General features: G+C 59.0%; 24 protein-coding genes. 10 read left to right on the top strand and 14 right to left on the bottom strand.

Annotation, left to right across the window (positions count from 1 at the left end):
* Window positions 1-20: 20 nt before the first annotated feature.
* Window positions 21-1,850, top strand: a complete 1,830-nt coding sequence (locus tag AC13DJ_RS02120; RefSeq protein WP_482932945.1) for a long-chain-acyl-CoA synthetase — start codon at window positions 21-23, stop codon at window positions 1,848-1,850.
* A 402-nt stretch (window positions 1,851-2,252) separates the two neighbouring features.
* Here AC13DJ_RS02120 and AC13DJ_RS02115 read toward each other — a convergent pair whose 3' ends face one another.
* Window positions 2,253-3,233: an NADPH:quinone oxidoreductase family protein gene (locus AC13DJ_RS02115; protein ID WP_199458010.1), complete on the bottom strand. Its 981-nt coding sequence runs from the start codon at window positions 3,231-3,233 to the stop codon at window positions 2,253-2,255.
* A 267-nt stretch (window positions 3,234-3,500) separates the two neighbouring features.
* Between AC13DJ_RS02115 and AC13DJ_RS02110 the strand changes: the two genes are divergently transcribed.
* The 5 genes from AC13DJ_RS02110 (at window position 3,501) to AC13DJ_RS02090 (ending at window position 8,159) form a co-directional block, all read left to right on the top strand.
* Window positions 3,501-4,118, top strand: coding sequence for a trimeric intracellular cation channel family protein (locus AC13DJ_RS02110; RefSeq protein ID WP_094623856.1), 618 nt, complete (start codon window positions 3,501-3,503; stop codon window positions 4,116-4,118).
* 130 nt (window positions 4,119-4,248) lie between these two features.
* Window positions 4,249-5,547 carry an NCS2 family permease gene (locus AC13DJ_RS02105; RefSeq protein WP_474540521.1) on the top strand — a complete coding sequence of 433 codons (1,299 nt, stop codon included), beginning with the start codon at window positions 4,249-4,251 and terminating at the stop codon, window positions 5,545-5,547.
* A 22-nt stretch (window positions 5,548-5,569) separates the two neighbouring features.
* A complete protein-coding gene (locus AC13DJ_RS02100; RefSeq protein ID WP_474540522.1) occupies window positions 5,570-6,112 on the top strand; it encodes an adenine phosphoribosyltransferase in 543 nt (180 codons plus the stop codon).
* Between the two features lie 21 nt (window positions 6,113-6,133).
* The gene (locus AC13DJ_RS02095; protein ID WP_474540523.1) at window positions 6,134-6,796 is read left to right on the top strand and encodes a fumarylacetoacetate hydrolase family protein; all 663 of its coding nucleotides are present in this window, start codon (window positions 6,134-6,136) and stop codon (window positions 6,794-6,796) included.
* A 58-nt stretch (window positions 6,797-6,854) separates the two neighbouring features.
* Window positions 6,855-8,159 (top strand): ABC1 kinase family protein, encoded by a 1,305-nt coding sequence (locus tag AC13DJ_RS02090; RefSeq protein ID WP_482932944.1) that lies wholly within the window; start codon window positions 6,855-6,857, stop codon window positions 8,157-8,159.
* A 169-nt stretch (window positions 8,160-8,328) separates the two neighbouring features.
* Here the strand turns inward: AC13DJ_RS02090 and AC13DJ_RS02085 are convergent, their stop codons facing one another.
* Window positions 8,329-9,006 carry an SIR2 family NAD-dependent protein deacylase gene (locus tag AC13DJ_RS02085; protein WP_474540525.1) on the bottom strand — a complete coding sequence of 226 codons (678 nt, stop codon included), beginning with the start codon at window positions 9,004-9,006 and terminating at the stop codon, window positions 8,329-8,331.
* Window positions 9,006-10,409 (bottom strand): FAD-linked oxidase C-terminal domain-containing protein, encoded by a 1,404-nt coding sequence (locus AC13DJ_RS02080; RefSeq protein ID WP_476130719.1) that lies wholly within the window; start codon window positions 10,407-10,409, stop codon window positions 9,006-9,008. Before AC13DJ_RS02080 ends, AC13DJ_RS02085 begins: the two co-directional genes overlap by 1 nt.
* Before the next feature lie 186 nt (window positions 10,410-10,595).
* On the opposite strand from AC13DJ_RS02080, the gene serA reads away from it, so the two are divergent.
* Window positions 10,596-11,825 carry a phosphoglycerate dehydrogenase gene (gene serA, locus AC13DJ_RS02075; RefSeq protein ID WP_476130721.1) on the top strand — a complete coding sequence of 410 codons (1,230 nt, stop codon included), beginning with the start codon at window positions 10,596-10,598 and terminating at the stop codon, window positions 11,823-11,825.
* 77 nt (window positions 11,826-11,902) lie between these two features.
* Here serA and AC13DJ_RS02070 read toward each other — a convergent pair whose 3' ends face one another.
* Window positions 11,903-12,562, bottom strand: coding sequence for a YiaD family glycine zipper/OmpA-like lipoprotein (locus tag AC13DJ_RS02070; protein WP_476130723.1), 660 nt, complete (start codon window positions 12,560-12,562; stop codon window positions 11,903-11,905).
* 56 nt (window positions 12,563-12,618) lie between these two features.
* Window positions 12,619-13,608 (bottom strand): alpha/beta hydrolase, encoded by a 990-nt coding sequence (locus AC13DJ_RS02065; RefSeq protein WP_199458003.1) that lies wholly within the window; start codon window positions 13,606-13,608, stop codon window positions 12,619-12,621.
* 70 nt (window positions 13,609-13,678) lie between these two features.
* Here AC13DJ_RS02065 and AC13DJ_RS02060 point away from each other — a divergent pair, with 70 nt between their 5' ends.
* A complete protein-coding gene (locus AC13DJ_RS02060; protein WP_058341380.1) occupies window positions 13,679-14,572 on the top strand; it encodes an alpha/beta hydrolase in 894 nt (297 codons plus the stop codon).
* Here the strand turns inward: AC13DJ_RS02060 and AC13DJ_RS02055 are convergent.
* Genes AC13DJ_RS02055 through AC13DJ_RS02040 form a run of 4 tightly spaced genes read right to left on the bottom strand, consistent with a single transcriptional unit; the run spans window position 14,550 to window position 18,574 of the window.
* Complete coding sequence (locus AC13DJ_RS02055; protein ID WP_058341381.1) at window positions 14,550-14,828, bottom strand: GIY-YIG nuclease family protein; 279 nt, start codon at window positions 14,826-14,828, stop codon at window positions 14,550-14,552. The two genes, AC13DJ_RS02060 and AC13DJ_RS02055, sit on opposite strands and share 23 nt — an antisense overlap.
* Window positions 14,821-15,726 carry a DMT family transporter gene (locus AC13DJ_RS02050; protein ID WP_474540530.1) on the bottom strand — a complete coding sequence of 302 codons (906 nt, stop codon included), beginning with the start codon at window positions 15,724-15,726 and terminating at the stop codon, window positions 14,821-14,823. Before AC13DJ_RS02050 ends, AC13DJ_RS02055 begins: the two co-directional genes overlap by 8 nt.
* Window positions 15,723-17,105 carry a sigma-54-dependent transcriptional regulator gene (locus AC13DJ_RS02045; RefSeq protein ID WP_482932943.1) on the bottom strand — a complete coding sequence of 461 codons (1,383 nt, stop codon included), beginning with the start codon at window positions 17,103-17,105 and terminating at the stop codon, window positions 15,723-15,725. Before AC13DJ_RS02045 ends, AC13DJ_RS02050 begins: the two co-directional genes overlap by 4 nt.
* Window positions 17,105-18,574, bottom strand: a complete 1,470-nt coding sequence (locus tag AC13DJ_RS02040; protein WP_482932942.1) for an ATP-binding protein — start codon at window positions 18,572-18,574, stop codon at window positions 17,105-17,107. The genes AC13DJ_RS02045 and AC13DJ_RS02040 overlap by 1 nt, the downstream gene beginning before the upstream one ends.
* A gap of 232 nt (window positions 18,575-18,806) precedes the next feature.
* Here AC13DJ_RS02040 and AC13DJ_RS02035 point away from each other — a divergent pair, with 232 nt between their 5' ends.
* Window positions 18,807-19,208: a DUF4168 domain-containing protein gene (locus AC13DJ_RS02035; protein WP_286815608.1), complete on the top strand. Its 402-nt coding sequence runs from the start codon at window positions 18,807-18,809 to the stop codon at window positions 19,206-19,208.
* Between the two features lie 72 nt (window positions 19,209-19,280).
* Here the strand turns inward: AC13DJ_RS02035 and AC13DJ_RS02030 are convergent, their stop codons facing one another.
* Both AC13DJ_RS02030 and AC13DJ_RS02025 read right to left on the bottom strand, forming a co-directional pair.
* Window positions 19,281-19,679: a mechanosensitive ion channel domain-containing protein gene (locus AC13DJ_RS02030; protein ID WP_482932941.1), complete on the bottom strand. Its 399-nt coding sequence runs from the start codon at window positions 19,677-19,679 to the stop codon at window positions 19,281-19,283.
* A gap of 246 nt (window positions 19,680-19,925) precedes the next feature.
* Window positions 19,926-20,765, bottom strand: a complete 840-nt coding sequence (locus tag AC13DJ_RS02025) for a 23S rRNA (adenine(2030)-N(6))-methyltransferase RlmJ (protein WP_474544051.1) — start codon at window positions 20,763-20,765, stop codon at window positions 19,926-19,928.
* A 123-nt stretch (window positions 20,766-20,888) separates the two neighbouring features.
* Here AC13DJ_RS02025 and AC13DJ_RS02020 point away from each other — a divergent pair, with 123 nt between their 5' ends.
* On the top strand, window positions 20,889-22,202 hold the full coding sequence (locus tag AC13DJ_RS02020; RefSeq protein ID WP_482932940.1) for an MFS transporter: 1,314 nt from the start codon (window positions 20,889-20,891) through the stop codon (window positions 22,200-22,202).
* An 8-nt stretch (window positions 22,203-22,210) separates the two neighbouring features.
* On the opposite strand, the gene AC13DJ_RS02015 is transcribed toward AC13DJ_RS02020, so the two are convergent.
* The 3 genes from AC13DJ_RS02015 to AC13DJ_RS02005 all read right to left on the bottom strand — a co-directional run.
* The gene (locus tag AC13DJ_RS02015) at window positions 22,211-22,594 is read right to left on the bottom strand and encodes a DUF4870 family protein (RefSeq protein WP_474539920.1); all 384 of its coding nucleotides are present in this window, start codon (window positions 22,592-22,594) and stop codon (window positions 22,211-22,213) included.
* 42 nt (window positions 22,595-22,636) lie between these two features.
* Window positions 22,637-24,277 carry a methyl-accepting chemotaxis protein gene (locus AC13DJ_RS02010; protein WP_482932939.1) on the bottom strand — a complete coding sequence of 547 codons (1,641 nt, stop codon included), beginning with the start codon at window positions 24,275-24,277 and terminating at the stop codon, window positions 22,637-22,639.
* Between the two features lie 241 nt (window positions 24,278-24,518).
* On the bottom strand, window positions 24,519-25,254 hold a 736-nt coding region (locus tag AC13DJ_RS02005; protein WP_482936968.1), incomplete at its 5' end, for an alkaline phosphatase.

Raw genomic sequence — 25,254 nt, 5'->3', positions numbered from 1 at the left:
AGCAACGGAACGGACGCGCCATGAGCCAAGACAACGTAACCGCCAGAGACCTGATGCGCAGCCTGCCGGGCGTATTGCGCCGGTTCCCATTCATCGCCAAGGGGCTTTATTACTACGCCGTTAAAGATGACAAAAAGGAACTGACACTGGGCAAGCTGGTGGAGCGCAATGCCAGAAAATACCCGAACCGGCCCGCGATACTGTGCGACGACCAGACCATCACCTGGCAGGAATTCAATGCCTGGAGCAACCGGATCGCCCACTATCTGAAAGATCAGGGCCTGGTCAAAGGCGACGCCATTGCCGTACTGCTCGACAACCGCCCGGAACTGCTGGCCCTGGTGGCCGGCGCCGGCAAAGTAGGCGTGGCCTGTGCCATGCTCAACACCTCTCAGAAAGGCAAGGTGCTGACCCACAGCATCAACCTGATTGAACCGAAAATGCTGGTGGTCGGGGAAGAACTGCTGGACCACGCTGAAGGCATTCGCAAAGAAATCGATCTTAAACACAGCACCCCGTTCCTTTACCTGGCCGACACCAACACCCTGAACATCTACGGCGACGCGCCGGAGGGCTACGTCAACCTGGCACAGGAAGTCAGCCGTTGCCCCTCGGCCCGGCCAACCCTGAGTAACCCGGTGGTAATGGGCGACACCGTGGTGTACCTGTACACCTCCGGCACCACCGGCCTGCCCAAGGCAGCCCCGGGTTCACACCGCAAATTCATCCGCGCCTACGGCGGCTTCGGCATGCTGTCCCTGGCCATGGAACCGGAAGACGTTCTCTACTGTACCCTGCCCCTTTACCACGGCACTGCGCTGCTGGTCTGTTGGGGCTCGGTACTGGCCGGCGGCTCGGCCATCGCCCTGCGCCGGAAATTCTCCGCCAGCGCCTTCTGGGGCGATGTCCGCCGCTACAAAGCCACCACCTTCGGCTACGTGGGCGAACTCTGCCGCTACCTGCTGAACCAGCCCCCCAGCGACCAGGACCGGAACCACAGCCTGACCAAGATGATCGGCAACGGTCTGCGCCCCTCTATCTGGAAAGAATTCAAGGACCGCTTCGGCATTGAAACCGTGGCAGAGCTGTACGCTTCCTCAGAGGGCAACATCGGCTTCAGCAACTTCTTCAACATGGACAACACCGTCGGCTTCTCCACCGCACCCTACAAACTGGTGAAATACCACGAAGGCACCCGGGACCCGATCCGCACCGAGAAAGGCCGACTGGAAGAAGTGGAAAAAGGCGAACCGGGCTTACTGATTGGCGAAATCACCAAGAAATGGGCGTTCGAAGGTTACACCCAGAAAGAAGCCACCGAAAAATCTATCCTGCGGGACGCCTTCAAAAACGGCGACGCCTGGTTCAACACCGGCGACGTGCTGAAAGAAATCGGCTACCGACACCTGCAGTTCGTCGATCGCATGGGCGACACCTTCCGCTGGAAGGGCGAAAACGTCTCCACCACCGAAGTGGAAAACATCATCGACGGCTCCGGCATGGTGCAGGAAGCCATCGTTTACGGCGTGGAAATCCCGAACACCAACGGCAAAGCCGGCATGGTAACCCTGGTGCCCCAGAATCCGAAGGCGGACTTTGATGTGGACAGGCTGTTCGCTTACCTGAGCGACAACCTGCCGGCCTATGCGGTTCCGGTGTTTGTGCGGGTAACTCACGCCATCGAGAAAACGGGGACCTTCAAGTACCGGAAGGTGGACATCCAGAAGCTCGGCTATTCCCTGGACCGGCCCCACGAGGAAGTCTATGCCTGGCTTCCCGGCACGTCCGGTTATACCCGACTGACGCCCGAGTTGGTTTCTGACATCGACTCTGGTGGGGTTCGGTTTTAGCCTTCAGCCCTGAGTTGGGGCCTGTTTTCGGCCCTAGCCTGTTGGTTTTGGGGGGCGCGCCTGTGGGGCATGCCTCCCAAAAACCGCTCCTTGCGGCACGTCCCTGTGGCGCTTCTGCTCCGCCATCCATGGCTCCGCAAATTTTTGGGAGGCATGCCCCACAGACGCCAGTCCAACTTCGCAGTAATAGTCAAAAAAACTGACCTTTGCCGCAATCAGCTTACTGACTATTACTCGTAGGCTGAAAGTCCGGGTTGGGGCGCGCTTCCAAAAAATTTCGGAGGCCATGGATGGCCGGAGAGAAGCGCACAGGGACGTGCTTGTAGCGGTTTTTTGGAAGCGCGCCCCAACCCGGGCACACCCCCGAAACAAACAGGCTAGGAGCCCAAGTTAAGCACCCACTCAAGCCCCGACACGAAGGACGACCTTGCCGGTAGCCCGACGACCTGTCAGGGCGCCCAGGGCTTCCGCGTATTGCTCGAAATCGAACACCTCGCTGACCTTCGGGTCGATTTTGCCCTCAGAGTACATCTGCAGCAGCTCCATCATGTTCTGGGCACTCACCTCCGGCTCGTTGCGGGTAAAGGCACCCCAGAACACGCCGACCACCGAGCAACCCTTCAGCAACGTCAGGTTGGCCGGCACTTTCGGGATGTCGCCGGCGGCGAAGCCGATGATCAGGTGGCGGCCGTTCCAGGCCATGGTGCGCAGGGCCTGTTCGGTGAAGTCGCCGCCGACCGGGTCGTAGATCACGTCCACACCTTTGCCCTTGGTGAGCTTCTTCACCGCATCTTTCAGGGGCTCGTCGGTGTAGTTGATCAGCTCGTCGGCACCGGCATCCTTGGCGATGCGAAGCTTCTCGGAGCTGCTGGCCGCCGCAATCACTTTCGCACCCATGGCCTTGCCCAGTTCCACCGCTGCCAGGCCAACGCCACCGCTGGCGCCGAGCACCAGAAGGGTTTCGCCGGGCTGGAGGTTTGCGCGCTGTTTCAGTGCATAGTAGGAGGTGCCGTACACCATCATAAAACCGGCGGCTTTTTCATCCGGCATGTTGTCCGGTATCGGCAGCAGGTTGGATTCCGGGGCGACGACTTCCTCGGCAAAGGCACCGAAGCCGGTCAGGGCCGCTACCCGGTCGCCGGGCTTGAAGCGGGTGACTTTCTCCCCTACTTCGATTACTTCCCCGGCCAGCTCACCGCCCGGAGAAAACGGCATGGGGGGCTGCAGCTGGTACTTGCCTTCGATGATCAGGGTATCGGGAAAGTTCAGGCCGGCGGCTTTTACGCGGATTTTTACGCCCCGGTCGCCCATTTTCGGGCTGGGTACGTCTTCGATGACCAGTGTTTCAGCGGGGCCGTACTCTTTGCACAGAATGGCTTTCATGATCTCTCCTGATGGCGCCGCCGCACACAGGGGGCACCGTTGTTGTTCGGTATTTTATTGAAGGAGATCAAGCTAAACAGAGTTCCGGTATGAAGCAAATAAAGTTAGCTTATCGGACTTTATTAGCCAAGCTAATAACATCGCGTAAACCCTCCCACTTCAAGCACCTTGCGCTATCAACTGGATGAATCGCAGGCCATTTTCAGCTATGCTTCGCGCTCCCGTTCTGAATGCGTTTTTCGTCCACTTTCAGCCCCAGAGCCGGCCATGTTCGACATCATCTACACCCTTGAAATGATCGGCATTGTGGCGTTTGCCATTTCCGGCATGATTGTCGCGCGCTCGAAAAACATGGATCCGGTGGGGGTCTTTGCCATCGGCTTCATTACCGCACTGGGCGGCGGAACCCTGCGGGATCTGATCATGGACAACCATCCGCTTTACTGGATCAAGCACGAAGAGCAGCCGATCCTGATCCTGGCCATGGCTATTGTGTTCAGCTACTGGAGCCGGGCCCACAGCCTGAAAGAGTCCCGCATTGTGTTTCCGGATGCCATCGGGCTGGGTATTTTCTCCATCCTCGGCGCCCAGCTGGCGCTGGACCTTGGGCATTCGTGGTTTATTGCGTCCATGTTGGGGGTGATGACCGGGTGCTTTGGCGGCGCGCTTCGCGACACCCTGTGCAACGAAGTGCCGTTTATCTTCCGCAAAGACCAGATCTACGCCTCCATCGCGTTTGCCGGCTGCTGGCTCTATTTCGTCTGCCAGTGGTTCCTGGAAAGCGAGTCGCTCGCCCTGACCATCGGTCTGTCATTTATTGTCATTGTGCGGATGGCCGCCGTGCGTTTTGATATCCGTCTACAGAGAGATAACGCGGCTCACTGAACTGTCAATCATCCCTTGGCCTGAGGCCCGTGAGCCGGTAACATTGCCGTTTTTTCATCCAGTTCACGATTTCCGCACGTCAAAAGATTTTAAACTCCAACCCAGGCATCCTGAGAGGCAGACCCCCGTCATGCTTGAACGACTGTTCCAACTCCAGGCCCACGGCACTACTGTTCGTAAAGAAGTGGTAGCGGGCATTACCACCTTCCTGACCATGGCTTACATTATCGTGGTCAACCCCAGCCTACTTTCTTCCACCGGCATGGATTTCGGCGCCGTGTTCGTGGCGACCTGCCTGGCGGCGGTCATCGGCACCCTGATCATGGGCCTGTGGGCCAACTACCCCATCGCGCTTGCCCCGGGCATGGGCCTGAACGCGTTCTTCTCGTTCACGGTGGTTGGCAGCATGGGCTACAGCTGGCAGGTGGCGCTGGGGGCAGTGTTCCTGTCCGGCTTGCTGTTCTTCCTGCTGAGCATTTTCAAGGTGCGGGAATGGATCATCAATTCCATCCCCCTTTCACTGCGATTCGGCATTTCCGCAGGTATCGGTTTCTTCCTGGCCCTGATTGCCCTGAAGAATGCCGGCATTGTGGTAGATCATCCCGCTACCCTGGTCAGCCTGGGTGATGTGAAGGTACCCGAGGCCCTGCTGTTCTTTGCCGGCTTTGTGCTGATCTGTGCGCTCTCCTTCCGCCAGATTACCGGTTCTGTGATGATCGGCATTATCGCCATAACCGCCGCTGCCATGATGCTGGGCATGGTGGAGTACGAGGGGCTGGTTTCCGCACCACCGAGCATCGCGCCAACCTTTATGCAGCTCGATATAGCCGGTGCCCTGAACGTGGGCATGATCAGTATCGTGTTCGCCTTCCTGTTTGTAGACCTGTTTGACACCTCCGGCACCCTGGTGGGCGCGGCCCAGAAAGGCGGTTTGCTGGACAAAGACGGCAAACTGCCGCGCCTGGGCCGGGCCCTGATGTCTGACTCTGTTGCCACCATGTCTGGCGCCGCACTGGGTACATCCACCACCACCAGTTACGTGGAATCCACTGCCGGTATCGCGGCCGGCGGCCGCACCGGCCTGACCGCAGTTGTGGTCGCCCTGCTGTTCCTGGCTTGCCTGCTGTTCTCACCCATTGCCAGTGTGATCCCGCCCTATGCCACAGCCCCGGCCCTGCTGTACGTGGCCTGCCTGATGGCCAGCGGGCTGAAACTGATCGACTGGGACGACATCACCGACACCGCACCGGCTATCGTGACCGCCCTGATGATGCCGCTGACGTTCTCCATCGCCCACGGCATCGCCCTTGGCTTTATCACCTACGTGGCGGTAAAAGCCCTCGCTGGCCGCTGGTCTGACCTGAACTGGAGCGTCACCGTGATTGCCGTCGTCTTCGTTCTGAAATTCATGTTCCTGGACCTGGCATAAGCCGGGTCCATACAGGTGAGTTATGGATTATTTTTCCGAAAGTATTAAAAAGGCCATCCGCACGGTACCGGACTGGCCCAAACCGGGGGTGTCGTTCCGCGACATCACCACGGTGCTGCAGGACAAAACAGCTTTTCGAAAGCTGATCGACGCCTTCGTGCACCGCTACCATGGCCAGCATATCGATGCCGTGGCCGCGGTTGATGCCCGCGGCTTCATCATCGGCTCGGCCCTGGCCTATGAGCTGAACGCCTCGCTGGTACTGGTGCGCAAGAAAGGCAAGCTGCCGTTCGACACCATGGTGGAAGACTACGAGCTGGAATACGGCACCGCGTCTGTGGAATTGCACAAAGATGCCTTCAAGCCCGGCGACAAGGTGGTCCTGGTGGATGACCTGATCGCCACCGGCGGCACCATGCTGGCCGCTACCCGGCTGATCCGCCGCATTGGCGCGGAAATTGTGGAAGTGGCCGCGATGATCGACCTGCCGGATCTGGGTGGCTCCCGCAAGCTGCAGGAAGAAAGCCTGCAGGTTTATACTGTGTGTTCATTCGACGGAGAATAACCACAGTTACAGGAGGCGACCATGCCCGATTATCAGCACCACTGGAAAGACGGTACCCCCGTTCACCTGCCCCTTGGCAAGACCGTGTGCATTGGTCGCAACTACGCCGAACACGCCCGGGAACTGAATAACCCGGTGCCGGACGAGCCGCTGCTGTTTATCAAACCCTCTACAGCAGCGGTGCACATCACCCGCCCGCTGGATTTCCCCCGCAATCAGGGCGCGGTGCACTTTGAAACCGAACTGGCGGTACTCATCGGCCGCCCACTCACCCATGCTTCCGAGAGCGAAGCTGAAGCTGCCATTCTGGGATACGGCCTGGCGCTGGACCTGACCCTTCGGGATATCCAAAGCAAGCTCAAGGAAAAGGGCCAGCCCTGGGAACGGGCCAAGGCCTTTGACGGCGCCTGCCCGCTCTCGCCTTTCGTGCCTGCCGACAAACTTCCGAAGAACAACATTCACTTCACCCTGGACATTAACGGCCAGCGCCAACAGACCGGCGATACCCGTGATATGCTGAACCCCATCGTACCGCTGATTGCCCACATGAGCAGCCAGTTCACCCTGCAACCGGGGGACGTGGTACTGACCGGAACCCCGAAAGGCGTTGGCCCGCTGGAATCCGGCCAGACCCTGTCGCTGGAACTGGAAGATCTGCTGTTTGTAGAAACCACAGTGGTCTGAAATGCCTGCCTGAACGCATATTCAGGCACATCATCAGTTTCAGGGAACACCCAGCACCATGGCGAAGAAACCGGTAACCTCACGCACAGGTCGATTCTTCAAGCTGGCCGGCATGACTGCCTCGGTGGCCGGCCAGTACGCCGGCCAAAGGGCACGGCGCATGTTCCGCACCGTGGATGACGAAAGCGCCCGCAGCGAAAGCTACACCCGCATGGCCGACGAGATTGCCGACACCCTGGGTGAGCTCAAGGGCGCCGTCATGAAAGTGGGCCAGATTGCTTCCCAGACCCAGGATTTCCTGCCAAAAGAGTTTTCCGAGGCTCTCGAAAAACTCCAGAAAGAAGCGCCCCCCATGCCGTTTGAGGTGATTCTGGAGCAGGTGGAAAGCGAGCTGGGCAAGCCCGTGGGCGAGTTGTTCGAATACCTTCAGGAAACACCCTACGCTTCCGCTTCCATCGGGCAGGTGCACCGGGCCCGTCTGCACGACGGCACTGACGTGATCGTAAAAGTTCAGTACCCCGGCGTGGATGAGTCCTGCGACTCAGACCTGAAACAGCTGCGCCTGGCCCTGAAACTGGGCGGCCTGCTGAAAATGCCAAAGGAGACCGTGGACCAGCTGTTCGGCGAAATCCGCGAACGCCTGAAGGAAGAACTGGATTACGAAAACGAAGCCCGCAACCTGAAACTCTTCCACGACTTCCACAAAGACCAGCCGTGGGTACTGATTCCGGAAGTAATCGACAGCCACTCCACCCGCCGGGTACTGACCCTGGAACTGGTGGAAGGCGACCACGTAAGCAAGGTCACCCCCGAACGCTACAGCCAGGAAACCCTGAACGACATCGGCCACCGCATCTTCACCATCATGGCCGACCAACTGTTCCGCTTCCAGTGCATCCACGGCGACCCCCACGCCGGCAACTTCGCCTACCGGCCGGACGGCACCATCATCATGTATGACTTTGGCTGCGTGAAGAAACTGAAGCCGGAGATTGTAGAGGCGTACCGTAAGGCTCTGATCGCGGCTCTGGACGAGGACTACCAGGCACTCGACGAGTACCTGATTGATTTGGGCGCCCGCGTGGACAACCAGCCGGCGGTCGATGAGGCTTATTACGCCATGTGGCGGGACATTCTGATCATCCCGTTCCTGAATGATGAACCCTATGACTTTGCCGAGGCAGACATCCACAAGCACGTCGCGGCGAAAACCAGTACGGTGTTCAAGTATCTGGATTACTTCAAGCCGCCAGTGGAAAGTATCTTTATTGACCGAATGATTGCCGGGCATTACTGGATGTTAAAAAGACTCGGCGTACAGGCCGCATTCAGAAGTGAATTAGAGAAATACCTGCGAAGTTGAGGCAAGAGTCCTGTCGGGGAGGGCCAACTATCGAGCACAGCGCTGCTATGGGGAAGGCTTTCCAAAACACGCTCCTTGCGGCACATCCATGTGACGCTTGGGCTCCGCCATCCATGGCTCCGCACAGTTTTGGAAAGCCTTCCCCATAGCAGCACTCCCAACATGGGTGCTAGCCCAACATTCTGACCCACTCATTCAAGCCATCGCTGGCACCTTTACGAATTACCCGTGCCCTGGAAACCGAGGCTGGTTCTCCCGGATCAATCACGGTGATGGGCGCATCGATGTCCACTTCGTAGACCAGCCCGGCAGCTGGGTATACCTGTAGTGACGTTCCCACAATCAGTAACTGGTCTGCCGTGCGCACCACTTCTGCAGCGGCATCCAGCATCGGTACTTCTTCACCAAACCAGACGATGTGCGGCCGGAGCTGGGCACCCAGGTCACAGGTGTCACCGGGCTTGATGTCGTTGTAGCCGATATCGTAGATCAGCTCGGGATTCACCGAGCTGCGCGCCTTGGTGAGCTCGCCGTGCAGGTGCAGCACATTGGAGGAGCCGCCCCGCTCGTGCAGGTTATCCACGTTCTGGGTGACTACGGTAACCCGGTAGCGGTTTTCCAGTTCGGCTAGCAGGCGGTGGGCCGGGTTCGGCTGGACCGACAGTAACTGCCGGCGGCGTTCGTTGTAGAACCGTAACACCAGGTCACGGTTGCGCTCGAACGCCTCCGGTGTGGCCACGTCGTACACACTGTGCTGCTCCCACAACCCGCCGTTGTCGCGGAAGGTGGAGAGGCCGCTTTCGGCGCTGATGCCAGCGCCGGTGAGTACAACGATGTGCTCTTGCATCAGTCGAAGATCTTGCCCGGGTTGATGATACCGTTGGGGTCGAACACCTGCTTGATACCCTTAAGATAGGCGATTTCCGCCTCGCTGCGGGTGTAGTGCAGGTAGGGCTTTTTGGTCATGCCTACGCCATGTTCAGCAGACACACTGCCCTGGTAACGCTCGACAATCTCGAACACCCACTTGTTCACCTGCTGGCACTTCTCGAAGAAGTCTTCCTTGGCCATGTCTTCCGGCTTCAGGATGTTCAGGTGCAGGTTGCCGTCGCCGATGTGGCCGAACCAGATGATTTCGAAATCCGGGTAATGCTCGGTTACAACATTATCGATTTCCTGCAGGAAGCCCGGCACTTTCGAGACCACCACAGAGATGTCGTTTTTATAGGGAATGCGCGGGGCGATAGATTCGGAGATCCGCTCCCGCAGCTGCCACAGGTTCTGGGCCTGGGTTTCGCTCTGGCTGATCACCCCATCCAGCACCCAGCCCTCTTCTACGCAGTGTTCGAACAGGGACATGGCATCGTCCATCACCTGATCCGAAACCGCCTCGAATTCCAGCAGCGCATAGTAAGGCGCTTCGGTTTCAAACGGGGCCTGCACCTGGCCGTGGGCCAGTACGTGGTTCATGGCCTGGTGGGAGAAAAATTCGTAGGCGGTCAGGTCCAGCTTGCTCTGGAACTTCTGCAGCACGTCCATGGTGTTGGTCAGGTCGCCCAGACCCAGCACCAGTACCGTGAGGTTATCCGGCTGGCGGGTAAGCTTCATGGTGGCTTCGGTAATGAAGCCCAGGGTGCCCTCGGCGCCGATAAACAGGTGGCGCAGGTCGTAGCCGGTGTTGTTCTTTTCCAGGTCCTTGTTAAGGTCCAGGATGTCACCCTTGCCGGTAACCACTTTCAGGCCGGCCACCCAGTCCCGGCTCATGCCGTAGCGGATCACCTTGATGCCGCCGGCGTTGGTAGACAGGTTGCCGCCCAGCTGGCTGGAACCGGCAGAGGCGAAGTCCACCGGGTAGTACAGGCCATTTTCTTCGGCGAAGTTCTGCAGCTGCTCGGTGACCACGCCCGCCTGGCAACGCACCGTGCGGTCGCTGGCATTGAATTCCAGGATCTGGTTCATGTTATCGAACGCCACTACCACCTCGCCGTTGGCGGCAACGGCGCCGGCGCTCAGGCCGGTACGCCCGCCGGAAGGCACCAGGGCCACCTTGTGCTCGTTGGCAAACTTCACCACTGCCTGCACCTGCTCGGTGGTCTTCGGCAGCACGATCGCCAGGGGCATGGGCGGGTGGATCTTGGTCCAGTCCTTGCCATAGGTGTCGAGGTCGGCCGGATCGGTCAGAACCTTGCCCGGGGCATCGCCTGTGGCCATCAGCTCTTTAAGGGAAGCAATGATCTGTTCGGAATTCATGGGTGCGTCTGTCTCTCAGGTTGGGCCCGCGCGTGGTCAGAAAACGTTCACAAAGAATTGATTCAGGCAAACCGGCGCGCTGTGAAAATCTCCGTTTATGGTATCATACCGCCCCTGTTCTGTGAGCCGGGTTGACGATCCCCGGCCGCAGTCATTTCACGTGACGAAAGGTTCGGAAGCTAGCCCATGTCAAATACGTCTCTCGAAAAGAGCAAAATCCGGATCCTGCTGCTGGAAGGCGTGCATCAATCTGCCATTGATACCCTGAACGCTGCGGGTTACACCAACATCGAGTACCTGACCCACTCACTGGGCGAGGAAGACCTGATCGAGAAGATTGCCGATGCGCACTTCGTCGGTATCCGGTCTCGCACCCAGCTGACCGAGAAAGTATTTGAAGCTGCCAAGAAGCTGGTGGCTGTGGGCTGTTTCTGCATTGGCACCAACCAGGTAGACCTGCAGGCTGCAACCCGCCGTGGTGTTGCCGTTTTCAACGCACCTTTCTCCAACACCCGTTCCGTTGCGGAACTGGTTCTGGCCCAGGCCATCCTGCTGCTGCGTGGCGTGCCCGAGAAGAGCGCCAAGGCGCATCGGGGTGAGTGGACCAAGTCCGCCAAGAACAGCTACGAAATCCGTGGCAAGAAGCTGGGCATCATCGGATACGGCAACATCGGCACCCAGTTCAGTGTCCTGGCCGAGAGCCTGGGCATGGACGTGTATTTCTACGACGTGGTTTCCAAGCTGTCGATCGGTAACGCCACCCAGGTGGGCACCCTGCAGGAACTGCTGAACATTTCCGATGTGGTTTCCCTGCACGTACCGGAAACTCCGGCGACCAAATACATGTTCAAGGCCGAGCAGTTTGCACAGATGAAGCCGGGTAGCATCCTGATGAACGCTTCCCGCGGTACCGTGGTGGATATCGACGCCCTGGCCGATGCGCTGAGTTCCGGCAAACTGCTGGGGGCAGCAATCGACGTATTCCCGGTTGAGCCGAAGTCCAACGATGAAGAGTTTGTATCTCCGCTGCGCGAATTCGACAACTGCATCCTGACCCCGCACGTGGGTGGCTCCACCATCGAAGCCCAGGAAAACATCGGCCGTGAAGTGGCCGAGAAGCTGGCTATGTACAGCGACAACGGCACCTCTGTGTCTTCCGTGAACTTCCCGGAAGTCGCCCTGCCGTCGCACCCGAACCAGCACCGCCTGCTGCACATTCACGAGAACGTGCCCGGCGTGATGTCCGAAATCAACCAGGTGTTCTCCGAGAACAGCATCAACGTGTGCGGCCAGTACCTGCAGACCAAGGAAGACATCGGCTATGTGGTTATCGATGTCGACAAGGCCTACGGCGAACTGGCCCTGGAAAAACTGCGCCAGGTGAAAGGCACGATTCGCTGCCGCGTTCTGTTCTGAACCGGTTTTCACCAGCCGTAAAAAAACCCCGCAGGCTTTCGCCTCCGGGGTTTTTCTTTTGCGCTGGGAGCGGAGAATTACTGCTCCATCGGCACCAGCGTCAGCTCAACGCGACGGTTTTGCTCACGGCCCGCTGAGGTATCGTTAGAAGCAACCGGGTAGCGCTCGCCATAACCGGTCGCACGGGTACGGCGCGGCTCGATGCCCTGGTTCAGCAGGAAGTCCCGCACTGAAGAAGCACGGCGCTCACTCAGCAGCTGGTTGTAGCTGTCGGAACCGGTGCTGTCTGTGTGGCCTTCAATCTGGATGATGGTCTTGTCGAACTCTTTCAGCACCAGGGCGACAGACTCCAGGGTGCCGGTAAAGCCGGAACGGATGTTGGACTGGTCTGTGTCAAAGGTGATGTTGCCAGGCATAACCAGCTCGATCTGGTCGCCATTACGGACGACGCGAACACCGGTGCCTTCCAGCTTCTGACGCAGCTGCGCTTCCTGGCGGTCCATGTAGTAACCGATACCACCACCGACAGCCGCACCACTGGCAGCGCCGATCAGGGCACCCTTGCCGCGATCACTGCTGCTGGATGTAGCCGCACCCACGACAGCACCGCCCAGGGCACCGATAATGCTGCCCTTGGTGGCGTTAGAGGTTTTCTCTTCGCCGGTGTACGGGTCGTACGTCATGCAGCCACTCATACCAACGGTGGCAACTGCGAAAGCAAGGATTGTCTTCTTCATGGTTTTCTCCTGCGTCGGTTTTTCTTGCGGCCCTGCCAGATCCGGCGCCGGCCATTTCATTCCGAGAATGTTTCAATAATGGTGTTAAACACCGTAGCCTGCAAATCCTGGGCTTCGTTTACCAGATGATGACGACCATCCGGGATTCTTCGTTCCCTCACAGAGGAAAATTTATTGCGGATAATGCGCAGATTGTGCTGCCAGTCTACGGTGGTGTCTTTCTCGCCCTGCACCACGGTAACCGGAAAATCCACCGGCCTGGCCGACTCGATGTGCGGCACCCATTTTTTCAGGGCCGTTACCCAATCAACGTGCACCGCGCGGGCCTGGAGCGGGTCATGCTCCCGCAAAAACTGCAGAAACCGCGTATTCCCGCTGTTTTCGTTAAAGGCTCGCTTCCATCGGGTCAGAAACGGTTTGACCACACTGTGCAGCACTCTGGCACCTAACCAGCCCATGGGCCGAACGAGAGGCGCCAGCAGGACCACTCTCCGGAATGCAGAGGTGTCCTGGTCGTGGTGGTTGGACAGCAGGTAGTCAATCAGGATCGCCCCACCGGTACTCTGGCCCACAGCAAACCAGGGCCCGCGCACCATGTCTTTCACCTCAGCCATGACCTCAGACAACACCGCCTGGTATTCCAGGAAACTGCCAATGGCTGCCGGTGTGCCGCTGGACAGCCCGTGCCCGGGCTGGTCGTAGGTCAGCACGTCAAAACCGGCGCCCAGGCAACGGTCAATCAGCTGGGTATACAGCCCCACGTGGTCAAAATAACCATGCAGGATGAACACCGTGCCCTTGCTCCCTGCCGCCTCTGGCAGCCGGAAGTAATGCACCATGACTTCGTGCCGGTCTGCCTTTACGTAGCCCTGATGGTAAGCCACCTCCGGGTGCTCCACCCAGAGATCCAGGCCGTAAAAACGGCAATAGGCTTCCATCTCAACACTGAGGTCCCGGCGCTCGGCCGGGTCGAAAGGCTCCAGACGCTCCAGCAGGGAATGTCTGTCCCAATTCGGTATTTCTATGGTATCTGTTTTCCAGTACACGTAGAGTTAAACGCCTGTCATGAATCAATAATTGACCGTCATCCTAACCCATTCACGAGGGAGAACACAGATGTTCCAGCCGCTTCTTGAGGCAGGGTTACGCCAGACCATGCACCGCCTGGTGCGCCCCATGCTCTCGAATGCTGTACCGCTGTCACTGCAACGCCGGCTGGTTCGCCAGGCCTATCGCAGCTCGGTTCCTCCCCGTGATGTCCGCTTCCGCAAAGACGACCTTGGTAATGTGCCGGTACTGAGGGCTACGCCCGCGCAACCGGCAATCGGCACCATCCTGTACCTGCACGGAGGTGGCTATATCATCGGTTCGGCCGCCACCCACAAAGGCATTGCCGGGCACCTGGCGAAGCTGAGCGGTTGTGAAGTGATCGTTCCGGATTACCGGCTGGCACCGGAACATCCCTACCCGGCCGCACCGGATGACGCAGAATCGGTTTACCGGGCACTGCTGAGCCAGGGCATTCCGGCAAGCTCGGTGGCGCTGGCGGGCGATTCGGCCGGGGGTGGGCTGTCGTTAGTCCTCGCCATGCGCCTGCGGGACCAGAACAAGCCGTTGCCGTCTTCCATCACCTGTTTTTCCCCGTGGACGGACCTGACCCAGCAACAGCTCTACCAACCGGAATGCGAACCGGTCTTGCACGCCAGCTGGACCAAAAATGCGGCCCGCCTGTATGGCGGCCAGACACCCCTGACCAATCCGATGATTTCACCGGTGTTCGGTGACCTGAGCGGCCTGTCACCGCTGCTCATTCAGGTGGGCAGCCAGGAAATACTACTGAATGATGCCACCCGGCTGGCGGCAGTGGCCAAGCGCGACGGTGTGGACACTACGCTGGAGATCTACAACAGCCTGTGGCATGTGTTCCAGGTACACAGCGGCCAGCTGGACCGGGCCACCGAAGCCGTGGCCGTGGCCGCCGACCATATCAGGCGTCATCTGGCAGGCTGACTTCGCCCTTCAGGAGCGCTTCTTTTCGAACCCGGGGCCAGCGTTTTACCTGCCATTCCAGTTTCGAGGCCCGGCTGCGATCTCCGGCCGGGGCCTGGAACTCCAGGGTCAACGGGCCTTTACCGCGCAAGCTGCGGGCCCCCTTGGGCGCACCGGCCTGATGCTCGGCGAAGCGCCGCCCAACGTCGGTGGTAATTCCGGTATACAGCGCACCAGAGGCGGTACGCACCAGGTACAGAAACCAGCCCTCAGCCATGTCCCAGCGCCTGCTCCCGTTGTTTCACTTTTTTCTGCTGCAGCCAGAGCCCGGCAATAATCAGCACCAGCCCCACGTAGGTGGATGGCAGAATCACCTCACCCAGAATGAAATAGATAAACACCAGTGATAAAAACGGGGAGATGAAGATCAGATTACTCACTTTCGACGTATTTTCCGCCTTTTTCATGGCCTGGGACCAGAGCACAAAGGCAATCCCCATCTCGAACACCCCCACGTACAGGGCCGCTGCCAGCGAGCCACCTAAAGGAAATTCCAACCCGACGGTATACCAGCACACCAGGGCGATCACCGGCAGGCCAAACAGGAAATTCAGGAACAGGCCAACTACAGGGTCACGGGTGTCCCGGGTGGCAATAATCCAGTAAGACGCCCAGACCACCGTACTGCCCAGCGCCAGGGAGACCCCCAGCGGGTCTGAAAAACTCAGAGAGGTAACCGCGCCGCGAGTGGCAATCACCACTACCCCGGCATAGCACACCAGCCCGGCCAGGATATCGATACGGCGCAGCTTCTGGCCCAGGAACGGCACAGACAGATACGCCAGCACCAGCGCCCAGGTGTAGTTCAGGGGCTGAGCCTCCTGGGCCGGCAACCGGTCAAAGGCGCCGAACAACAGGAAATAATACAAGCAGGGATTGATCAGCCCCATACCGATAGACTGAAGGTACTGGCGGCGGGAAAGCTGGAACACCTCCTGCCAGCGTCCCATGATCACCAACGCTCCGCCCATCACCATAATGGAGGCGGCACAGGCCACCAGCAGCATCTGCACCGGAGCCAGGTCCGCCAGGGCCAGCTTGAACGCCGTAGCCACGGTAGACCAAAGCAATACAGTACCCAGACCAAACAACATGGCCTGCTTCTGGTTTTTCATGAATTCTGCTCCGGATTGGTTTCGAGCCAGCGATAGAGTGTCCGCCGGTTAATACCGAGGATCTGTGCAGCACGGCGCTTGTTGCCATCAACCGCCGCCATCACCTTGCGCACATAGTCCTGCTGCAGGGCTTCCAGTGTAGGCCATTCCGGGATGTTATCGGCCACAGGGTCAGCCGGGGGCGCCTGAAGCGAACTTTGCCGCTTGCGAATCCGCTCTGGCAGATGCTCCGGCTGGATGGTGTCGCCATCACAGAAGGTCACCGCCCGTTCAATGGCGCTGGACAACTCCCGGACATTTCCCGGGAACGGATAGTCCCGGAGCACCCGCAGAGTGACATCGCTGAACTTGATGAACCCCCGGTTGTGTCGCCGGCAGGCTTCTTTCAGGAAGTGCATGGCCAGCATTTCCACGTCTTCATCCCGGTCCCGCAGTGGCGGCACCTGCAGCGCGAGGGTTTCCAGGCGGTAGTACAAATCTTCCCGGAACAGCCCGCCTTCAACGGCCTTCATCAGGTTTACATGGGTAGCCGCCAGAATGCGCACATCCACGGTTTCTTCGTGATCCGCCCCGACCGGCTTGATGGCGCCTTCCTGCAGCACCCGCAGCAGCTTGGCTTGCAGTGACAGCGGCATTTCACCGATCTCGTCCAGCAGCAAGGTACCACCACTGGCTTCGGCGAACAGGCCTTTGCGGGCCTGGCGGGCGCCGGTAAAGGCGCCGGCTTCGTGGCCGAAAAACTCGCTTTCCATCAGGTCTGGCGGAATGCCGGCGCAGTTCACCGCCAGGAACGCCCTTTCCGCCCGGTCACTCTGAGTGTGAATGGCACGGGCTACCAGTTCTTTACCGGTGCCGCTCTCACCGTTAATAAGCACCGCCGCCTGGCTGCGGGCCACCTGGCGAATTTCACCCCGAAGGCGCTCCATGGCCGGGCTGTCACCCACCAGCCCCATATTCTGTTCACCCTGCTGGCGGGACTGGATTTCTGCTAGTTGCCGGTTCACATCGGCCTGTGCCAGCAATCGTTTGATTTTCAGCCGCAAATGGTCAGTCGACAACGGCTTGGTGAGAAAGTCATCCGCTCCCGCCTTCAAGGCCTCAACCGCCTGGTCTACGGTGCCAAAGGCGGTGATCACAATAAAAGGGATGCCGGGGTGCTCGGCCTGCTGAAAGGCCAGCACCTGCATACCGTCGCCATCGGGCAGCCGCAGATCCGACACGATCAAGGCCGGCCGCTGTTGCTGCAACAGCCCCCGGGCCTCTTGCACAGTGGCGGCACGTTCGACGGCATAGCCATCCATTTCCAGCTCCTCGGCCAGGAGCTGGCCCAGGCTGGGATCATCTTCCACCAGCATAATGGTGGCAGCTGTTGCAGACATCACTCGGACTCCTTGGGGAAATACAGGCTCATGCGGCAGCCACCCAGATCACAGCTGCCCACATCCACCCGGCCTCCGTGTTCTTTCAGCACACTGCTGACCACTGCCAGCCCGAGCCCCGTGCCTTCACCGGCGGCCCGGGTGCTGTAGAAGGGCTCGAAAATCTGCGCCCGTTGCGGCTCGGGAATGCCGGGACCATCGTCTTCCACCCGCACTTCCCAGCAGTCGCCGGCATCGTGGGCAGACACTCGTAACCGTGACTGTGCAGACTGACAGGCGTTGCGAATCACATTCAGGCAAGCCAGCCCCACCCGCAAAGGCTCCGCCCGTACCGGCATAGCCGCATCAAGGCCTTCGGTTTCCAGGGTTCTGGCTGCGCAGCGGTTATCGTCCTCCACCCGCTGCATCACATCCGCCAGCACCGAAGACAAATCCAGTGGCCTGCGGGAATCGGGCACATGCCGGAAACAATCCAGCAATTGCTGGATAATGGCGGTCATACGGCTGACCTGGTGCTCAATATCGCTCAGGTGGCGTTGCTGGTCCTCCGGCAAGCCGGAGCGGGCAAGGATTCGGGCCCGGCCCTGAATCACATTCAGCGGTGCCCCCAGTTCATGGGCCACCCCGCCGGCAACCCGGCCGATCATGGCGACTTTTTCCTGATACTCCAGCTGCTCGGCCAGCGCCCGCTCCCGGGCAATACGACCCTCGATTTCCGATTCCGCGCCCGCCATCCGGCGGCCCAGCTCGAGAATGCCTTTGTGTATCTGCCGGATTTCCCGGGGGCCGGACGGTGGCACCGCCAATACCCATTGGCCGGGCGCAAGGCCTGCCATGTTTTCCAGTAAACGGTTCACATGCCGGCCAACGGTCCGGTAATGGCCGAGTACAACCACAAGGATGATGATGGCCGACAAGGCCGACCAGATACTCACTGCCCACCATCGGGATGAGGCAACCAGGTCATGGAAATCGCTGCGCTGGCGGGTAACCTGGAGCAGCCCCTGTATACGGCCGTCCTCGCCCACCAGCGGGGTGAATTGGGAAAACACCGATTCGCCGTCGACCCGGCGGAAGGCTCCCCCCAGCTCACCGCTGGTGATCACCTTCTCCGCACTGGCGCTGTTGGTGACATCTGAATCCGCCACCCCCAGGCTGGCCACCCGGTTACCGGCATCATCAAACACCGAGGCCCCGGAAATACGGCCGATCTGGAAAATGGATTTCAGGGACTCCCCCAAGACCAGCTCGTCACCCTGGGACAGGGCATTGGCAACCGGCCCGGTGACGGCGCGGGCGACCAGTTCGAGGTCTTCCCTGAGCCGGTCATTCAGGGCCCGCTCCACCGCCCCCAGCCCGATGTAGATGGCGATGCCACTGAATAAGAGCAGGGGCACAACGATACTCAGCACCAGAGTCAGCTGCAGGGAGCGGAATAAATCCCGGAAGCGCCGGCCAAGGGAAACCATAAACCTGTCCTTCACAAGAAGTGTCACACCATTTTTGACACATGTGACATTTTGCCACAACCCAAGTTACTCACCTGTAATGCCAGACAAACAAGTAACCAATTGATTTAAAAGAATATTATTTAATTTGGAAAAGTTGGCACAGCGACTGCAATACACTGACCGTCAGTCACTGAAATCGGGGAACACTAAATTCTTCCCCCGACCCGTTAAAGCGAAAGGAGCCTGACCTATGAACAAGCTACTCGTATCTGTAACCGCATCCCTGGCACTTCTGGCCGCGGCACCCGCGATGGCACAGCAGAACCAGCAAGAGCCGGCAGCCCAGCAAACCCAGGGTTCCGGCTATTCTGACCCGGCCGCAGCGGGCACCCAGGACACCAACTTCAGCGATGCTCAGCTGAAAGACTTCATCGAAGCCCAGGAAGGTGTCATGGAAGTGCGCGAAGAGTACATCCAGAAGATCGAAGCGGCGGACTCCCAGCAAAAAGCCCAGGAACTGCAGATGGAAGCCAACGACAAAATGGTTTCCGTGATTGAAGACGTAGGTATCGACATCCCCACCTACAACTCCATCGCAACCGCCTACAGCAGCGAGCCGAAAGTTCGCAACCGTGTTGACGCCCTGATGTAAGCAAACCAGCATCCGGTTCGTCAGTTGCCCCGCCTTTGCGGGGCTTTTTTATGTTACAGGGCCGGACAATTGCTAAGACGGGTCTGTCACCCGTTTGGACACCATTCGCACGCCCTGCTCCAGGCATACTTCCGCAGCCCGGGTGCCGATGGAACGCACCTCGCCATACTCGCCGTTCACTTCAATCCAGTCGCCGGGCCGGTAAGGCATTTCGTACAGGGTGACGATGCCGGCAATCAGGCTGTTGGCGTAGTCTTTGAAGGCAAAGCCCAGGGCCAGGCCCAGGGCCAGGCCCAGGGCACCGAAGATCGCCACCATATTTTCGAATGATGGCTCCACCAGAGCCGGCACCACCATGGTGATGGTGAGGATGATAATCAGCAGCGACGCTATCACCACCAGGATAGCGGCTTCCAGCAAGGCTTCAGAGGTTATGGATGACAATGCACCCTTGATATCAAGATCGCCCATCATAGCCTCCTAGAAACCGTCGACCGGGTAACCCCGGGACTGCAGATATTTACGCACGGCGGGATAGCCCAGCGGAGTAACCCTGAACGCGCCTGCGGTGTCGCCCTGCGTGACCAGGTCGGCACGCTGGAACCGCGCCAGCGACAAGCTGATCTCCTGCCCCGGCAAGCCGGTCACCAGTTGTAACTGTTCAGGCAGGGGTTTTCCTGAGCGGTCTCGGATGTCAAAGATGCTACTCCAGCCAGATTATTCGGGAACCAGCCAGGTGACCGAAGACGACCACCCCAACCCGTTTTCGCCCTGCAACTCGTCCATCATGGCCGCAAAGCGTTGTTCAAAGCCCCAGGGCGGATTCACCACCAGCATACCTGAGCCAACCATGCCCCGCTCCGGCGGCGTATCCAGCATCACTTCGCTGCGCAGAACCTTACGCACTTCACCGCCTTTCAGGGCAGAAACCAGCTGCTCCTGCAAGCCACTGGTCAGTATCGGATACCAGACAAGATAGACCCCATGGCGGCACTTTTTCCATGCCTTGGTGAGGGTTTCGGCCACTGAGGTGTAATCACTTTTGATTTCGTAGGAGGGATCAATCAGCGTCAGCAGCCGGGGCTGGGGCGGCGGCAGTTTCTGCAGCAAACCTTTCAGGCCGTCCTGCTGCACCACACGAACTCCCGCATCCCGGGCCCAGCCAGCCAGTTGTTGGCCCTCGGTAGGGTGCAGTTCAAAGGCGATGACCGTATCGGCATCACGGGCAAAGCCCGCCAGCCAGGCCGGCGAGCCGGGATACGTCGCCAATTCACCGCTAGCAGGATTTTCGCTGGCCAGAACCTCCAGCATGGGCTGCCAGTCCGGCGATGACAGGCTGTTCCGTAACCGCCACAGGCGCTGTACACCGGTGTCCGCCTCGGCGGTTTTTCGGGCGCGCTCACCGGTCAGGTCGTAAACCGCACTGCCGGCATGGGTATCAAAACAGGCAATGGGTGTTTTCTTGGCCTGCATCATGGCCAGCGCCAGGGTTAATGCGGCATGTTTCTGTACATCCGCAAAGTTGCCGGCGTGGAAGGCGTGAAGGTAACTCAGCATATGGGGCTCCTGCTTTCAGGTGCCCATTAAGCACCAGCGGCAAGCCACAGGCAACCCGGCAGACGGTTAAGCCACGCCGAATGTCCTGCTATGCTTGCGGGCCTGACCACGGGAGTAAAAACATTGTCCAGCCAGAACAAAGCAACGGTTGACCAGCTTTACAGCCTGATCGCCAACGAAGAAGACGCACGGGTCTGCAAAGACATTCCGGAGGATGCCTGCCGGGAAGTGCCCCATAACTTCTTTCTGATTCTTTTCAGTAACGTACTGACCAAGCTCGGCGACTTGCTGATCAGCCCGAAAACCGTGCTGGCGTGGATGATGAGCGCCGTCGGTGCCCCTGCCCTGGTGGCCTGGCTGGTGCCGATACGGGAATCCGGTTCCATGGTGCCACAAATGGTGATTGCCGCCTGGGTTCGGCGCAAGGCGGTGCGGAAGTGGTTCTGGACACTGGGTAGCTTCGGGCAGTCAGTCAGCGTGGTTGGTATGGCCGCCAGCGTCTGGTTTCTGGAAGGTTATGCTGCCGGCCTGGGCATCATTGCAGGGTTAGTGGTGTTTTCCCTGGCCCGGGGCTTTTGCTCGGTGGCCATGAAAGACGTTCAGGGCAAGTGCATCCCGAAAACCCGTCGGGGCCGGTTGTCTGGCCTTGCCACCACCATTGGCGGCTCCCTGACGGTCGCCATGACCGCTCTGCTTTTCTGGGATCGTGGCGATCCAACCCTCGGGTTCTACAGCCTGCTTCTGCTGCTCGCTGCGGTGCTGTGGGTGATCGCCGGTTCTCTGTTTGCCAGTGTGGAAGAATTCCCCGGTGAAACCGGCGGCGGCAACAATGCCATGACCGAAGCCATTCAGAGTTTGTCTCTGCTGAGAGACGATGCGCCCTTTCGCCACTTCGTGGTAACCCGTGCCCTGCTGCTATGCTCGGCCTTGGCGTCGCCCTATTTCGTAGTGCTGGCTCAGAAGCAATCGGATGTCGGCTGGATGCTTGGGGTGTTTCTGTTGGCCAGTAGCCTGGCCAGCTCGGTCAGTGCCAGTTTCTGGGGCTGGGCGGCAGATACCTCAAGCCGGCGGGTCATCATACGGGGCGCAGCCATGGCCAGCGCCGTCTGCCTGTTGGTGGGCTTCAGTGCCTTGATCTTCGGGCCGGGTGTAGGTGGTGCCTGGTTCTACCCCGCCGCATTCTTTGTTCTGAGCATCGTCCATGCCGGCGTGCGCCTGGGGCGTAAAACCTACCTGGTGGATATGGCCGGAGGCAACAAACGCACAGATTATACCGCCGTCAGCAATACGGTGATCGGGGTTCTGCTGCTGGTAACCGGGGGGCTAACCGCCGCGCTGTCGCTGATTTCAGACGTGGCAGTGATTATTGTGCTGGGGCTGATGGGCTTTACCGGAATGGTCAGCGCCCTGCGCCTGAAAGAGGTCACCGAAGACTGAGCGTCCCGTTACTCGGGTGCCTTGCCGTCGTTCAGCGCCAGGGCGCCTTTAACAATGCGATAAATCACCCAGATGGCCATCCCCAGAAGGATAAACCAGCCAATAATCACCATCAGGGTAAGGGTGCCAATGACCAGCCACAGCAGGCCAATCCAGAAGGTGCGGATCTGCCAGCGAAAATGGGGCTCAATCCAGGTGCCACGCACCTCATCCATCTTGACGTAGTTGATGATCACTCCGGCCAGAGCAGTGACGAAGCCGAGGAGAACTCCCCCAAGCAACAACGACAACGCCTGCAGAATGTAGACAGTAATCGCCAGATTACGGGCAGCATCCGTACCCTGCGGTTTGTTCTGATTCGATTCGGCGGGAATAAACTCAGGCTCAGCCACGGGCAACTCCTTTCAACCAAACCCGCAGCATAGCAGCGAACCTCAGTGCCCGGAAGGCCGGTAACCTATCCGGAAACCACCCCAGTGCTTGCCGTTGACATAGATGGGCACCGACAGGTCATGCATGATCTCACCGGTATCGCGCCGGTAGGTTTGCAACAGCATGTCCTGAGTGTGACTGCCGCAACGAATACCGGTGCGATCATTGAACAGTCGCTTGCTCCGGCTTTTCACCAGATCCACTTCGGGGTTACCGGTGGGCGGGTGGGCAAAATCCCGATTGTGGGTTGGCACGTAGCCATCCGGGGCGCAGGCAATGGAGAAGACGATGGCATCGTGGGAATTCTTGATGCTCTCCTGCAACGCTGGCAGCACCTGGTCAGTGAAACGGTCGAAGGCGCTGCTGTATTGCTGGGGGTTGGTGTTCGGGATCGGCTCTCGCTTCTTCTCGAATAGGGCCGATTCGCTCAGTTTGCCCTGCTGAATGGCCTGCTCAAAAAGCTCACCGATCTGGGCGGCTCCCGCACGCGCCTGATCAAAGAACGATCGGTGGTAACTTTGACTACTGTTCAACGCGAACGCGGCATTGGCGTTTTCCGCCAGTTCCATCAGGGTGGCCGCCTGGCCCGCCAGAGAAGCCACACTGCTGTCACTTTCTGCAATATGATCTCGCACCGATTCAATGACAGAGAACACCTGTTCCAGACTCTGCTCATTGGCCTGGTCAATCTCTGCAATACGGGCAACCTGCTGCTGCACCCGGTCGGATTGGTCGCGAATCAGATCCAGCTGCGCGCCAACGCTTTCAACGGATGTCAGCCCCTGCTCCACGGAGCGGGCCAGGTCCTCAATTCGGGCAACGATCAGGGAAGTATCACCCTGGATTTCTTCCAGGGTTTCCGCCACTTCGCTGGTCGCTTGTGCAGTGCGCCCCGCCAGCTGTCGAACCTCATCCGCCACCACGGCAAAGCCCCGGCCCTGATCACCCGCACGGGCGGCCTCAATGGCCGCATTGAGTGCAAGCAGATTGGTTTGCTCGGCAATACCCTGAATGGTGGCGGTCACGCCCTGGATCTTGCTGGACTTCTCGTTCAGCTCCTGGATCAGCCGGAGATTCTCACCGGACTGCTGGTGTACCGCGCGCACACTGTCAATGGCCGAGATCAGCGCTTCGCGCCCCTCGATACTGACCTGCTTGTTCTGGAGAGCCATGGTGGCGGCATCGGTCGCCTGCTCGGAGGACTCCCGGACGGTCTCGGTAATCTGGCCCGCGTAATCGGCCATCTGGGCGGTTTCTTCCACCTGACGGTCCAGCCGGATCTTGAGCTGGTCTGCGGCGAAGGAGACCTGGGCGGCGGAAATAGCGTTCCTGTCCGCGCTTCCGGAGAGGGTTTCCACCAGAGCCCGCCCGGCTTTCGCATCGGAAAGCAACTGCCGACACTGGGCCCGGAGCGGATGATCTTCTGCCAGGGTGCCATCGTTCAGGGCCTTGAGCCCGCGTTCGGTCGGCTCCAGCACCCGGACGATCAGAAAGCCGCCAGCGGCCACAAGGCCAACCACCAGCCCAACCAGTGTTGATGCTGGTTCAAGACCTAGCAAAGGCGCCACCACTGCACTGATGATCGCAAGAACAACGGCAACCGCCACCCCCCATAGTATTGAAGCCCGATCCAGTAACCCCATAGAAACCTCTTCTTTATCGTTGCTTCTGCCAACATTTTGTTATTTAAGGCCATCGTGGAAACTAAAGAATTGATGTGAGTTAATAACTCATACTTTAGTGTATTCAACTGGCTTATCGGCAGGAAAAGGGTTTTCTGAAACAAAAAACCGCAAACCCGACCCACTCTGTTACCAGGTGGGCCGGATTTACGGTGTTTTCAGCGCGGATCTAATGCTCTAAAAAACGTCAACCTTTCCGGGGTTATTGAACCTCCTGATTGGCAGCCCCGCTGATGTCGGCCGCATAATCCATGACATGATAGATCATGTTCTGCTCATTGGTGCCAGTCAGCAGGTTGGCGCCCGGGCCCCGGGCATAAATGCCTACGTCCTCTCCAGCGTGAGTCTCACTACCAAGCGGCACCAATGCCTCCTGATGATAGCCCGGTGTGGTGGTATCCACATTGGTCAGATCCATTCTTCCGGCGTTGACAGGGTCACCATAGGTACGGTCCGCATCAGTCTCACTTCCATAATCTCGCATGCCAAGGCCATTGGCGTAGCCCAGCGTAGTGTATGGCAGGTCATCCGCCGCCAGTGCAGGCTGATCTTCCTCAATACCCACGACCTTGCCCAGAATCGGGTTACCGCGCCTGGGATAACCCGCCATCGTCAATACGTGGCTGTGATCCGCGGTCACAATGATGAGCGTATCCTCCGCACTGGTCTGATCCACGGCCACCTGAACGGCTTTTGCCAGTTCAATGGTATCGGTCAGTGCGCCATAAGCACTTCCCGCGTGGCTGGCATGATCAATCCGGCCCGCCTCGACGGTCAAGAAGAAACCATCGGTATCATTATCGAGAATGTCGATGGCCTTGGCGGTCATCTCACTCAGTGAAGGCTCACCGGCAACATCATTGCCACGATCCGCCTCGTATTGCATGTGAGACTCGTTGAACAGGCCGAACAGCCGGGAGGTGGTTGCCGGGTTGACG

This window comes from Marinobacter sp. L-46 (assembly GCF_056859535.1).
This window is presented reverse-complemented; position numbering and strand designations above follow the sequence as displayed.